Source organism: Paenarthrobacter sp. 4246 (genome assembly GCF_040546855.1).
Lineage (GTDB): Bacteria > Actinomycetota > Actinomycetes > Actinomycetales > Micrococcaceae > Arthrobacter.
The window spans coordinates 166,803-179,348 of sequence record NZ_JBEPOP010000011.1 but is presented as its reverse complement, the minus strand read 5'-3'; the positions used below and the strand labels follow the sequence as shown (position 1 = coordinate 179,348).

Sequence of the window (12,546 nt, the reverse complement as noted above, 5' to 3'; positions counted from 1 at the left end):
AAACGGCGATTTCCAGGCCGTCGTAGCCCCAGCCCGAGGCAAGGCGCGCGACTTCCTCGAAAGGGAGGTCGGCCCACTGGCCGGTGAACAAGGTGAACGGGCGCGTCTGGTGATCGGGCATGATTCTATCCGTTCTGGTCGGATCGCTTACGCCGCGGCATAAGCGATGACGTTTTCTTTGGTTGCTTGTGCCTTGTCCAGTTCGGCCACTACTCGGCCGGACCGCATGACCATCACTCTGTCGGAGAGCTCCAGCAGCTCTGGGAGTTCGCTGGAAATCACGAGTACGGCTACACCTCTGCGGGCCAGCTGTTCGATCAAACGGTGGATCTCGGCCTTCGCGCCGATGTCGATGCCCTTTGTTGGCTCGTCCAAAATGAGGACCTTGGGATTGCTCGCCAGACAGCGTGCAATGATGACCTTTTGCTGGTTGCCGCCGGACAGGGACTGAATCGGCGTCTCCGCAGACGGGGTCCTGACATCAAGTTCCTTGATATATTCGCCCACCATCTTCTTCTCGTGTCCCCGTTTCAGCACGCCCCACTTGCTGATCTGTTTCAGGAGAGTCAGGGTGGTGTTTTCTCGGATGGACAGCATCGGGATGATGGCCTGCAGCTTTCGCTCCTCCGGAACGAGGGCAATGCCTGCGGCGATGCCGTCAGACGCACCGCGAAGGCGTAGTTTCCGGCCGTTGATCTCCACGGCTCCGGCGTCCGCTTTGTCTGCCCCGTATATGCACCGGGCGACCTCGGTCCGGCCTGCACCCACAAGTCCTGCCAATCCAACGATCTCCCCTGCGTGCAGTCGAACATCCACGTCCTCAAACGCTCCAGCACGGCTTAGACCCCGTGCCTCAAGAACCAGTTCACCGCGTTCGCGGGGAATATGCTCGTAGAGGTCCACGTCACGGCCCACCATCAGCTGCACGACGGAGCGGGCATCGAGCTCACCTGCGGGGACAGATGAGGCCACGGTCTTGCCTTCGCGGATAACGGTTATCCGGTCAGCCAGGGTGAAGACTTCCTCCAGTTTGTGCGAAACGTACATGATCGCCAAGCCCTTGCCCCGAAGCTCATTGACGAGCTTGTACAGCTTCTCAACGTCCTGCTCGGTCAGGGCGGTGGTTGGCTCATCCATGATGATCACTCTTGCGTCCTGGGCTATGGCACGCGCGATTTCCACCATCTGACCGTCCACCGTTGAGAGCGCCATCGCGGGGGTATCAAGGTTGAGGTGGGGTGCAACCTGGTCGAGAGCCTTCCTTGCCCGCTTGCGGATCTCGCGGCGGGAGAGGATGCCGTTGTGTCCGCCCCAGTTTCCCAGCAGAACATTTTCGGCTACGGACAGGTCCGGGACCAGGTTGTGCTCCTGGTAGATGGTTGCAATCCCGGCGGCTTTGGAGGCCGCTGTACTGGAGGGCATGAGCTCGCCGTCCACGTACACGCCCCCTTCGTCGGGAGTGTAGAAACCGCTGAGTGTCTTAATCAGCGTCGACTTTCCGGCTCCGTTCTCACCACAGACGCAGTGCACCTCTCCGGCATGAAGTTCGAAGTTCATGCCGGAGAGGGCAACGACGCCCGGAAACAGTTTTACGAGATTGCGTGCTTCAACGATTGCTGAAGCACGTCCGGGCGTCCCAGTCACGGCAGTTCCCTCCTCAAGAAGGTAAGTCCATCTCTGGCCAGCGCGTCCATGGACGGAGCCACCGGCCGCCAGAGCGACACGGCCTTGGCGATTTCCTCGACTGTGGGGAGGAACGATTCGACCACAATGGAACCTTGGTACTCGATCGTTTTCAGCGCGTCGAAAGTCTCGGACCACGGGACGTGACCGCTGCCGGGCGTTCCGCGATCGTTTTCTGACACTTGGAAGTGGAAGACCTTGTCACCGGCAGAAGTGATGGCCGCAGCGATGCTCCTCTCTTCGATGTTCATGTGGAACGTGTCGAGCATCAGGCCAACGTTGTCCCGGCCGATCAGCTCGCATAGTTCCAGTCCCTGCTCGACCGTGTTGACCAGATCCGTTTCGAACCGATTGAGCGGTTCTATGGCCAGGGTGACGCCTCGTTCAGAAGCATAGTCGGCCACTTCACGCAGGCTGTCGGCCGCCCACTGACGCTGCTGCCGGCGCTCCTCGGGGGGAAGCAGCCGGGCTTTGCCGGTAGCGGAGTACATTGGGCCTGCCACGTGCGGGGATCCGACGGCTTGGGCGATGTCAACGCAGAGTTTCAGGTAGTCAACACCTTGCCGCCGCTTCGACGGGTCTTCGTGCGAGACGTCGCGGTCTGGTCCGAATGCACCGCAGATGGACACGGGCAGCCCGGTCCGCTCGGAGGCCTTCTTCAATGCTTCCGCACTGACTACGGCAGGGTCTTCAATGCACACTTCAATCAGGTCATAGCCCATCTCCTTGGCGACGTCGAACTGATCAACGTCCTGGTCGGTGAACGGGGACACCAGGATGAAGGTGCTGACTCCGAATTCGTATCTACTCATTGGGCCACAGCTCCTGTTCCAGCTTCTTCATTTCGTTGATGGCCTTTTCGGTGTAGGGGTCCAGGAACTCCAGGTGGCCGCCACGTGCCATCATGGCGAAGGGGTTCGACGCCGCGGGCAGCAGTTCGAAGGTCAGGTAGCCATCGAACTTGATGTCCTTCAGCGTCTGCAGCGTCGGGCGGAAGTCGATGTGTCCTACGCCAGGGGCTGCCCGGTTCGAGTCGGCGAGGTGGACGTGGTTGACCTTGCTGCCGGCGCGGGCGAAGGCTCCGTGGATGCTGTCCTCTTCGATGTTCATGTGGAAGAGGTCACCGTGTACACCGGCGTTCTTCAGGCCAGTAGCGTCCAGAAGTTCAACGGCCCTGTCGAGCCGGTTCAGGAAATGCGTCTCGTAGCGGTTCCACGGTTCGAGGGTGATGTTGATGCCGACGCTGGCCGCGTATTCGCCAAGTGTGCGGACATTCTCGACAGCCCATTGCCATTCCTGTTCATCGCTCGCCAAGGCTTCGGTCTTGCCCACCGGGGATGGCCCGACGATGATGGTCGGAGCTCCGACGGCCGCGGCGAAGTCGGCTACCGACTTGCCGTAGTCCAAGGCCTTCTGCCGGTTGGAGGCGCTGGGGTTGATCAGGTCACGTTCCTCTCCAAACCAGATGCTGCAGATGGAACTGACGTCGATGCCGGCGTCGCTGGTCAATTTGTTGATCTCGTTGACGTTGTGCGTTTCCGGTTCGCCGACCAGTTCAATGGCGTCATAACCGTAACGGGCGACGCGATCAATGCCTTTGGCGATGTCTTCCTGGTAGTAAACGATGGCGTTGTAGGAATACTTGAAGCGGGACATGTTTCTCCTTGAGGGAATTGGTTGGTGCTGCTTGGCCAAGCGGCAGAGCCTGGCCAAGCAGCCGAGGGCTTCGCGGCGCTAGTCCTTGAAGATGTTGCCCCAGAGAGTGGGGTCATCGACGTTCTCTTTAGTGATGAGCTTGGTATCGGTCAGCTGCATCTTTGGGACCTGCTTGCCGTCAAGCAGATCAACTTGGGCCTGTAGGGCCAGCGCTCCCATCTCGAAGGGGTTCTGGTCCATCGTGGCGTCCTGGACGCCATTGCGGATCCGCTCCAGGGCGAGGGGTGTGCCGTCTACTCCGACGAGCGGGATGTGGTTTGCGGCTCCCACCGGCGCGTCTTTATTGATCTGTGAGAGGCCGGAGACGATGCCCCGCACCATTTCGTCGTTGTGGCTGAAAAGGCCATTGATACTGGAGTCTGCGGTGAAGTTGTCGACGGTCAGGGACAGTGCGTTGTCTGCGGTCCACTGTGCGTCTCGGCCGATGACCTTAATGCCGGGGAACTGCTTAATGCCCTCGTTGAACCCCTTGCCGCGCAGAGTCGCGTGGTAGGCACCCTTGGCTCCTTGGTATTCAAGGACGGTGCCCTTGTTTCCCATCAGTTTGGCCAAGGCTTCAGCGCCGAGCTTGCCGGCCTTTTCGTTGTCGAAGGCGACGGCAGCGTCGGCGATGTCACCCGGGATGACAGAGTCCACGGTGGTGACGGTCTTTCCGGCATCGTGGATCATCTGGACTCCGGGAACCAGTTCAGCGGAGTTGTTCGGGCTGAGGACAATGCCGTCCACACCTTGGGCGAGTTGATCCTGGATCTGGCTGATCTGCGTGCTGGAATCGCCCTTGGCATCAAGGACTGTGACCTCCACGCCGAGTTCCTTGGCCTTATCCTTGACGCCCTGCCCGAGGGCAACCATGAATTCAAAACTCTGGCTGTAGAGAAGGACCGCGATCTTCTTTGTCTTAGTCCCGTCGTTTGCTTCCTGTGCAGCGCTGGGTGCTCCGCAGCCGGTCAGGGCGATGGCGGCGGCAGAGACTGCCGCGAGGACCGCCAGTTTGGGTGAGGTCTTCATTGACTTACTCTTTCTGTTGGGTGCTTTGACATGCCGGCCGGGACGGCCTGCTTGCGTGAGGCGTTAAGCCGGCGCTTCGGTAGTGTGCGGTGCACGGCTGCCCTCCGCGTCTTTCGACGGCGGCGGTCCGATCTTGCGTTTACGTGACAGGTTCTTTTGGACGTACTTGTAGCGGTAGACGTCCAGTGCGGCTGCGGCGAAGATCACCACGCCTTGGACAATCCGGTCATAGGAGGAGGGGATTCCGAGCAGGTTCACGGCGTTGGAAACCATCGCGATCAACAGCACCCCGAGCAACGTACCTTTGATGTTTCCCTGGCCACCAAAGAGGCTGGTTCCGCCGATGACCACGGCTGCGATGACTGTCAGTTCAATGCCATCGCCGGCCCGCGGGCTTCCTGAGGCCAGGCGGCCGGTGAGCAGAAGCCCTGCCATGCCCGCCGAGAGACCGGCGATGATGTAGGCGTTCATCGTGACACGGTCTACCCGGATCCCAGCGAGCAGGGCAGCTTCCCTGTTGCCGCCAACGGCGTAGATTGAGCGTCCGTAGGTAGTGCGGGTCAGGGCCAGATGGGCCAGGAAAGCCAGCACCAGAACGGCCGGTATGAGCAAGGGAATTCCTGCGAATTTGGCGCTGACAACCTCGGTGAGCACTTTGGGTACAGGTGTGATGTTGCCGCCGTCGGAGTAGGCGAAGGCGATTCCCGACCCGGCGGACAGTGTTGCCAGGGTCGCGATCAGCGGGGATATGCCCAGCTTCGTGACCATCAGTCCGTTGACGGCACCGACTCCGGCTCCAACCACGAGGCCGGTCAGGAGTCCGATTGCCGGCGGCATATCCATGTTGACGATCACGCCCATGGACAGCACTGACGACAGGGCAGCCGTCGATCCTACCGAGACGTCAATGCCGCCGGTAAGGATCACGAAGGTCATGCCGATGGCAAACACACCGAGGATCGTGCACTGGTAGAACAGGTTGACCAGGTTGACTGTGGTCAGGAATACCGGGCTGAGGAACGTCAGCAATACACCGAAGAGCAGGACAACGACCAGCAGGCCCTGCGCACCGATGAAGTCGCCGACGCCGGAGAGCCGTGAACGGGACTCGTCGTGGGATTTTCCGGGGCCAGCCCTCCCGGAAACCGGACCGGCAGTGCCGGTGGTTGTTTGTGGCTGCATGTTTGTATCTCCAGTCAATTCGACACTTCCTCGGGTCGGAAGTGCTAGTGGCTGCCGAAGAGTTCGGCGTTGGTCTTCAAGGAAACAGGCGCACCATCCTGGCGGGCGGAGTCGGCGGTGGCCATGACGAGTTGCAAGCTCTGGATGTTGTCGGTGACATCCGTCTCAGCCTTGTTCCCGGTTTCGATGGCGTCGTGGAACGCTTCGAGGGTCCCCAAGCGTTCCTCGACCGGCAGCGGGTCCAGATCGACGTGCATGACGCCGGAGCGTTCCACCGCGCCAGCGAGGAACACCGTGTCGAACAGTGAGGCGAAGTCGATGGTGACCTCATTGTTCTTCCAGGTGATGGCGCCCTTGCTGCCTTGGATTTCCCAGTCGCCGTCCCAGCTGGTCTGCGGCCCGTAAGAGCTCCATGATCCGGTGTAGACGACGCGGGCACCGTTGTCACAGTCGAACTGCACCACCGCGGAGGCGTTGCCCTTGAATTTGGAGGTGCCAGTGTTCCAGGACCGTGCGCGCACGGCGGTTGGTTCGACACCAACGATGCCGCGGAGCTGGTCGAGGTGATGGATCATGGCATCCACGATCAGGGGCTCATCCATTTCGAGCCGGAACCCTTCGAACGGCGGGTTCTTCTTGTAGTCGATGAAGACGTGCTCAAGGTCACCGATGATGCCGTCGCGGATAAGGCGTTGAACAGTGCGGGCGGCGCGCTTGAAACGGTAGTTCTGTGACACCATGGCCTGTTTGCCGGATTTTTCTGCCGCTTCGATAATCCGGATGCCGTCTTCAAGGCTGTGGGCCAGGGGCTTCTCAATGAGTGTGTGCACCCCTGCCTCCAGAGCCGGGATGGCTACGGCTGCATGGTACTCGGGAGGAACAATGACCAAGGCAGCGTCGAACGTGTCCTTATGATTCAGCGCCTCGTCGATGGTGGCGTAGGCGGGGATTCCGTATTGGTCACCTGCGGCCCTCGCGGCGTCGGGGTTGACATCGACAACGCCGGCCAGCTCCCAACTGTTGCTGTGGTGAATCACGTTCAGCCATGAGGCGCCCCAGGCGCCGAGGCCTACTTGAATGATCTTCATTGCTGCACTCCTACTGCTTCTTTAGTGTTTGGGACGTCGACCCATTCGCCGTCCTTGCTGGATTTGATGATGCTTTCTGTCAGGACGGCTGATCTGAGTCCGTCCTGGAAGGTCGGCAGGCCTTCGCGGAAGTCACCGCCGATTGCGGCATAGGTATCGGCCACGAACGCATTGAACGCATCCTGATAACCCTGCGGGTGGCCAGCTGGCAGCACGCTGAGCCGTGCCGCTTCCGGGCTGAGCGCCCCCGGATCACGGACAAGCAACTGGGACCCCGCCCGCCTACCCAGCCACAACGTCTCCGGGGCCTCCTGGTCGAACTGGAGGGTGCTTTCCGAACCCGCAATCTCGATCATCAGCCGGTTTTTTCGTCCCGGCGCAACTTGGCTGACCAGAAGATTTCCCACAGTGCCCGAATCAGTGGCGAAAACAGCGGCCACGAGGTCTTCGGTCTGGATGTCCCTATTGTTCGCCCGACCCGGGAACAGGGTCCGACTCAAAGCACTGACTTTGGTTATCCGTTCACCGCTCACGAATTCGAGAAGGTCGCACAGGTGGGAGCCGATGTCGGCAAACGCCCGCGACGGCCCACCCAGAACGGCGTCCACCCTCCAGTTGTCGTCCTCCCGGGAGAGTAGCCAATCCTGAAGGTAGGAACCCTGAATGGCAGAGATGCGTCCTGTTTGGCCCGAGGCAATACGTTCCCTGGCTTCCCGGATCATCGGATGGAAGCGATAGACAAAGGGAACGGTCGCAACTGTCCCGGCCATGGCGGCCAGCTCTGCAAGTTCGGCTGCATCCTGCACATTGGTGGCCAATGGCTTCTCGCAGACCACATGTTTACCTGCTTTCAGCGCGGCCTCAGCCAGTCCGTGATGAGTACCGTTCGGCGTGCAGATGTGGATGACGTCGATCGCGTCGTCCTCAACGAGGTCCTGGACGGAGGCGTAAGCCTGCCGCACACCCAGACGGTCCTTGGCGCGGTCGGCGCTGGCACTGTTCGAAGACGCAATGCCGGCGATATCCGCACCTGCAGTACGGGCTGCCCGGCTGTGCACCTCGGCCATGAATCCGCCGCCGACGAACCCGGCCCGTAACCGGGAGGGGGCTGTCGTGGTTCTGTCGTTATCCATGCCGAAACAGTGACACGCAGTAAACGACTTTGGTCAGGGCCCCAGCAAAAGTCTGCACCTTTTGACGCTGACAGCGGTCGAATGCACACCCAAGTTGCACTTTGTGATGCTAAGCACATCGCCGGGTGGACGGGAGCGAGTCAACAGCTCGACACTGGGTGGAGACGAGGACTCTCAAGGTCCTGTGAGCCCGATATGCCACGAACCCAGGCTCACCAACAACCTCTTTTGAGCCCCGAATTGGAGTGACATGGACAACGGCGGACCCGGCGGACTTCTGCAAATCCTGCGGGACGGACAACCACGAACCAGAGCAGAGTTGGCTGGGACAACAGGACTGGGCCGGGCTGCCGTCAGTTCCCGGCTTGAGCCCCTCTTGAAACTGGAGCTGGTGGTTCCCGCATCCGGGGCACCTTCCACTGGAGGCCGTCCGTCAGCGCGGCTGGCCTTCAACCCAAGCGCCAAGTTGGTGGCGGCCGCAGACGTCGGCGCGACACACGCCACCGTGGCACTCACGGACCTGTCCGGAACGATACTCGTGGAAACCACCGAGCGGCTGGAGATTTCATGCGGACCCGAAGCGGTCCTGGACTGGCTTTTGGCAATGGTGAAGAGACACTTGAGAGTGTTGGAGCGAGCGACTGCGGATGTCATCGCAGTCGGCATCGGGCTACCCGGCCCCGTTGAGCACTCCACCGGAAAGCCGACCAGCCCCCCAATAATGCCAGGATGGGACGGATTCGATGTTCCCGCTTACGTTCAGCAAACCTTGGACGTACCCGTACTCGTCGATAACGATGTCAACCTTATGGCACTTGGTGAGAGGGCGACCCGGTGGCCAAGCGAGGAAAACATGATCTTCCTCAAGGTCGCCACTGGCATCGGATCTGGAGTGGTTAGTGGAGGAGAATTGCAGCGGGGCGCTGCAGGTGTCGCTGGAGATGTCGGCCATATTGCTGTTTCCCGGGGGGCAGGAATTCTCTGCCGGTGTGGCAAGAGTGCCTGTTTGGAAGCCATAGCGGGAGCGCCGGCCATAGCTGCTCAGCTCCGCGAGAGCGGGCTGGAGGCAGTCACTGGAAGCGACGTCGTTTCGCTGGTTCGCTCGGGGAATTTGGTGGCTATCCAAGCGGTCCGTCAAGCGGGTCGCGACATCGGAGAAATGCTCAACATGTGTGTGAGCTTCATCAACCCCGCCCTCATTGTTGTGGGCGGCTCTCTTGCCCAATCCGGAGAACACCTTATGGCAGGGATACGCGAAACGGTCTACGCACGATCAACTCCGCTGGCCACCCAGCACCTGAGTATCACCCAGTCCGAAACCGGGCCGGAGGCTGGCGTCGTTGGCGCCAGTATCCTGGCACTCGAGTATGTCCTCTCCCCTCAACGGGTCAATCACTGGGCAACAAAGCTGCTTTGCGGCGAAAACGAACCTAACAACACTCGTATAGAGGAGCATGTGCTCCAGAAATCCCGGCCGCTCCTTGAGTCCATGGGCAAACAATTTCAGAACACATAAAAGCACCAGCCGACGGTGCATTCAGAGGTAAAATTGACCTACCAGCGGACATCATTTTCGGTCGGTCTGACGAGTCACCGCAAGCGCTTCCCTAAGCCGCCGTGCCAGCTCGCAAGACTGCCATGATGTTCAGCTGGTGAAGGAGGACGGCATGCCTCAATCTGCTGACGGGAACAGCGCCCGGGTGCGACGATACGCCGTTCCGGAGGGGCTCAATCCCGAACAACGATTCGAGCATTGGCGGGTGTGGTACGGCAACGCCGTCGAAACACCGATGCGGCTGGAGAGGTCGGACAGCGAGACCCCAGCGTCCACGAGTCCCTCAGCCATTAATCTTGCCGGACCGGGCTTCAGCCTCATAGAGATGAACAACTCCCCCGCACTGGGTTTCTGGGGGCCTAATCCCGATTCCAGGGATCTGCGCCTGGCATATTTCCGCAAGGCACCGGGCCTGACCCTCGATCTCAACGGCATACCCGAGCCAGTTCCGCAGGGCTCAGTCAGATTCATCGACACCTCACTGGGCGGAAGTTTCGATGCGCCCGGAGGGTTTCACGCACAGCAGCTCAACATAGACCGCGTCAGTCTCAACGTCAGTGAAGGCGAATTGCGAACCCTTCTTCGCCTTCCCGACCTTGCAAGCCACCCAATTGTAGGCACCTTCGTGATCCCCGCGCTGATGAGTTGGAAGCGGCCGGGCATCGACAGTGAGGCGACAGCAACCGGCGAAATCCTGAGATCCGTCATGGCCACCCTGGTGGGCTCTCTTCTCGAAACGCCGGTGGACGATGAGGCCCAGAGACCGGCACTGAGCCGTGCGGTAAAGAAGTATCTTGAGACCAGCTACGACAATCCAAACCTGGACGTGGCAATGATCGCCGGAAAGTTCAACCTCTCCCGTCGCTCGTTGTTCTACTTTTTTGAAACTGAAGAACTCCGCCTGGGGGAACGAATACGGGCATTGAGAACCCGGAAAGCACTGGAGCTCTTACTTCAAGCCGATGTCAAAAGAGTCACTTATTCAGAAATTGCGACTCTCTGCGGATTCACCAACATCCAAAGCATGCGCCGTGCCATCAAAGAATTTACCGGGATGAACGTGAGGGAAATTCATAAATCCGAGCCCGTCGTTCATCTCGCACTGCAACAATTGCGTCAGAGGCTCAACCTCGGAGTCTGAACAACCATCTCCGTAGACGCCTCCCGACACGCCGGCCATGACACTGTCCTCCATGCGCGCCTTCATAGTTCCACCAGGAACAGCGGTTACCGCAGTGGAGGATGGTCTGCAGTTTCCTTGCCGGAAGGTACTGACCGAAGGGGCCGCGAAGGGTGGGCGGCGTGAAAGTTGGGCGCCGCACTCCCCATGGATTTCAGCTGGGCAAGGGCAATACGGGCGCGCCGGATGAATCGATAAGCCCGCCATGAGCCGAAGAGGACAGCCGCAAAGAAGACCAGGCCTATGGCAAGGAGCGGCCACGGTGCGTAAAAGACGCGCGTGCCAGCCTCACTGGTGCCGGCCTCAGAAGTCACCGTTGCCTCGGCCGTGCCGGTCTGGAAGATGGGTGCCCGGGCGAAAGTGGCGTGCAGGTCGATGCTCTCTCCTGGAAGGAGACCATCGGGTGTGTCGAATTCCAACCTCGTCGCCGTTGCTGGCCAGCCTGAGAGGTTCAGGTGAGCGGACGGATGCAGGATGGTGTTTCCGGTGTTGCGTACGGGCAAGATGAAGTCGAGGTTGTCCCCGTTTTGTTTCCAGCTCAGGCTGCCATGGGCCAGTGATTTGGCCGCGGTGCCAGCAACGTTGAGGTAAATACGGACGCCTTGGCGTTGAATCGTGTCCAGTCGCACAGCGGTATCGCCGTTGACTGCCGTGGTCTTGCCTTCGACGGTGGGGCTCTGGATGATGAGCCCTCCTGCATAGTCTCCTGGAGGTGTGCCTTCGGGAACGGTGAGACGGAAGGGAACTTTCAGCTGCGTGTTGGCGGGGACGGTGATCCGTTCCGCCTCAAGCTCGACCCACGCGCCGACACCTTCGCGGGGGGTGGATTGAGCGGCCATCGCAAAGGTTCCCTGCACTGTGTTCTCCCCGTCCACTGGATAGGTCAGCAGGGTCACGGGCGAGGAAGTGTGGTTGGAAACGACGGCAGTGGCCTCTGTCGCGGCGCCGGGATGGAGGGACAGGTGGAAAAAGTCCGATTCTGTCTCCGGGCGGATACCCAAAGTCCCATTATCTACCGCAGAGGCGGGGGCGGCCACGAGGAGAATATCCAGGATCAGCAGTGACATGGCGACGATCACTCGGCCGGGCCGGTGTGGGGAAGGTGTTTTCACGTTTTCTCAGTCCTGAAAGCATCCGGATCAGCGATTGTGGTGCTGTGGTGTGGAAAATGACGGGTCGTCCGGGCGGCCAGCGGATATTGGCCGCTTACCGGCCCGCCCGGCTCCCCTATAAAGAGGACGGCGGACGGGCCCACGTGTTTTAGCCCATGGTGTAAGTGATGGTGGAGGTGTAGGGGTTCAGGGCTCCGCTGGCGCCAACCGCGTAATTGGAGCGGTAGGCGTTGGCCGGAATGGCGAGGCTGAACGCCGGGGCCAGCGTGTACGTTCCCATGTTCTGGCCCACGGAGGAGACCAATGCCTGGGAGGACGTTGACAGAGCCAAAGCCGGAGCGGCGATGGTCGCAGCAGAGTCTGAGCCCGCGCCCGCTGTGACGGTGCCGGGCGTGATCGTCAAACCGCTGACAGGGATAGTGCGCGGAATCGATTCATCTGCTCCTGCGGCGCTGGTGGGCGTGGATGCGCTCACCGTAAGAGCCCACGCCGAGCCCGTGCCGCGGGCATCGGTGATGGTCCATTCCGAGGAGGCATTGCCCGTGGAGGTCTGGGTATTCGATCCGTCCAGCGTGACCCCTGTCAGGGTGGCTCCGTAGGTGGTGGCCGTAAGCGTTCCGCCGGAGATCGTGGAGTCGACGACGTCGGCCGAGGCAGGGGTCAGTCCGACGGCCAGAGCGACAGCGGAAGCGGCGAGGATAGCCGATAGTTTGGTAATTCTACGCATGGTTGTTTCCTGTGTTTGAGCTGACAAAAAGTGAAAACGCGCATCCCGCTGGGACGGTGAACCCGACGATCAGCGTGGATTTAGTCTACGAATCTTGATGTCCCGAAAAAGTGGCGAAGAATTCGTTTCATGCAGACCTTTCGCGAAAGGGCATCACTTCGT

Annotated in this window: 11 protein-coding genes and 1 pseudogene; 2 read left to right on the top strand and 10 right to left on the bottom strand. The window is 60.4% G+C overall.

What is annotated here, in order from left to right; genetic code table 11:
- From ABIE35_RS19095 to ABIE35_RS19060, 8 genes and pseudogenes are all read right to left on the bottom strand, one after another.
- Positions 1-121 (bottom strand): annotated as a pseudogene (locus ABIE35_RS19095) (sugar phosphate isomerase/epimerase); the annotation flags it as partial.
- A 26-nt stretch (positions 122-147) separates the two neighbouring features.
- Positions 148-1,644: a sugar ABC transporter ATP-binding protein gene (locus ABIE35_RS19090; protein WP_354517374.1), complete on the bottom strand. Its 1,497-nt coding sequence runs from the start codon at positions 1,642-1,644 to the stop codon at positions 148-150.
- Complete coding sequence (locus ABIE35_RS19085) at positions 1,641-2,495, bottom strand: sugar phosphate isomerase/epimerase family protein (protein WP_354517372.1); 855 nt, start codon at positions 2,493-2,495, stop codon at positions 1,641-1,643. Before ABIE35_RS19085 ends, ABIE35_RS19090 begins: the two co-directional genes overlap by 4 nt.
- Entirely contained in the window at positions 2,488-3,339 is an 852-nt protein-coding gene (locus tag ABIE35_RS19080) for a TIM barrel protein (RefSeq protein WP_354517371.1), read from the bottom strand. The genes ABIE35_RS19085 and ABIE35_RS19080 overlap by 8 nt, the downstream gene beginning before the upstream one ends.
- Positions 3,340-3,417: 78 nt before the next feature.
- Complete coding sequence (locus tag ABIE35_RS19075; protein WP_354517370.1) at positions 3,418-4,407, bottom strand: sugar ABC transporter substrate-binding protein; 990 nt, start codon at positions 4,405-4,407, stop codon at positions 3,418-3,420.
- 63 nt (positions 4,408-4,470) lie between these two features.
- Positions 4,471-5,589, bottom strand: coding sequence for an ABC transporter permease (locus tag ABIE35_RS19070; RefSeq protein WP_354517368.1), 1,119 nt, complete (start codon positions 5,587-5,589; stop codon positions 4,471-4,473).
- A gap of 44 nt (positions 5,590-5,633) precedes the next feature.
- Positions 5,634-6,677 carry a Gfo/Idh/MocA family protein gene (locus tag ABIE35_RS19065; protein ID WP_354517366.1) on the bottom strand — a complete coding sequence of 348 codons (1,044 nt, stop codon included), beginning with the start codon at positions 6,675-6,677 and terminating at the stop codon, positions 5,634-5,636.
- On the bottom strand, positions 6,674-7,810 hold the full coding sequence (locus ABIE35_RS19060; RefSeq protein ID WP_354517364.1) for a Gfo/Idh/MocA family protein: 1,137 nt from the start codon (positions 7,808-7,810) through the stop codon (positions 6,674-6,676). The genes ABIE35_RS19065 and ABIE35_RS19060 overlap by 4 nt, the downstream gene beginning before the upstream one ends.
- 250 nt (positions 7,811-8,060) lie before the next feature.
- On the opposite strand from ABIE35_RS19060, the gene ABIE35_RS19055 reads away from it, so the two are divergent.
- Together ABIE35_RS19055 and ABIE35_RS19050 are read left to right on the top strand one after the other, a co-directional pair.
- Complete coding sequence (locus tag ABIE35_RS19055; RefSeq protein ID WP_354517363.1) at positions 8,061-9,326, top strand: ROK family transcriptional regulator; 1,266 nt, start codon at positions 8,061-8,063, stop codon at positions 9,324-9,326.
- A gap of 151 nt (positions 9,327-9,477) precedes the next feature.
- Positions 9,478-10,506 (top strand): helix-turn-helix transcriptional regulator, encoded by a 1,029-nt coding sequence (locus tag ABIE35_RS19050; RefSeq protein ID WP_354517361.1) that lies wholly within the window; start codon positions 9,478-9,480, stop codon positions 10,504-10,506.
- Between the two features lie 86 nt (positions 10,507-10,592).
- Here the strand turns inward: ABIE35_RS19050 and ABIE35_RS19045 are convergent, their stop codons facing one another.
- Together ABIE35_RS19045 and ABIE35_RS19040 are read right to left on the bottom strand one after the other, a co-directional pair.
- Positions 10,593-11,657, bottom strand: a complete 1,065-nt coding sequence (locus ABIE35_RS19045) for a WxL protein peptidoglycan domain-containing protein (protein ID WP_354517359.1) — start codon at positions 11,655-11,657, stop codon at positions 10,593-10,595.
- Positions 11,658-11,805: 148 nt separating this feature from the next.
- The gene (locus ABIE35_RS19040) at positions 11,806-12,384 is read right to left on the bottom strand and encodes a WxL domain-containing protein (RefSeq protein ID WP_354517357.1); all 579 of its coding nucleotides are present in this window, start codon (positions 12,382-12,384) and stop codon (positions 11,806-11,808) included.
- Between the last annotated feature and the right edge of the window lie 162 nt (positions 12,385-12,546).

Bases quoted from the DNA above. Each gene is read 5' to 3' on its own strand.
- ABIE35_RS19055 (WP_354517363.1), top strand. From the start codon at position 8,061: ATGGACAACGGCGGACCCGGCGGACTTCTGCAAATCCTGCGGGACGGA.
- ABIE35_RS19075 (WP_354517370.1), bottom strand. From the start codon at position 4,407: ATGAAGACCTCACCCAAACTGGCGGTCCTCGCGGCAGTCTCTGCCGCC.
- ABIE35_RS19070 (WP_354517368.1), bottom strand. From the start codon at position 5,589: ATGCAGCCACAAACAACCACCGGCACTGCCGGTCCGGTTTCCGGGAGG.
- ABIE35_RS19050 (WP_354517361.1), top strand. From the start codon at position 9,478: ATGCCTCAATCTGCTGACGGGAACAGCGCCCGGGTGCGACGATACGCC.
- ABIE35_RS19065 (WP_354517366.1), bottom strand. From the start codon at position 6,677: ATGAAGATCATTCAAGTAGGCCTCGGCGCCTGGGGCGCCTCATGGCTG.
- ABIE35_RS19080 (WP_354517371.1), bottom strand. From the start codon at position 3,339: ATGTCCCGCTTCAAGTATTCCTACAACGCCATCGTTTACTACCAGGAA.
- ABIE35_RS19085 (WP_354517372.1), bottom strand. From the start codon at position 2,495: ATGAGTAGATACGAATTCGGAGTCAGCACCTTCATCCTGGTGTCCCCG.
- ABIE35_RS19040 (WP_354517357.1), bottom strand. From the start codon at position 12,384: ATGCGTAGAATTACCAAACTATCGGCTATCCTCGCCGCTTCCGCTGTC.
- ABIE35_RS19060 (WP_354517364.1), bottom strand. From the start codon at position 7,810: ATGGATAACGACAGAACCACGACAGCCCCCTCCCGGTTACGGGCCGGG.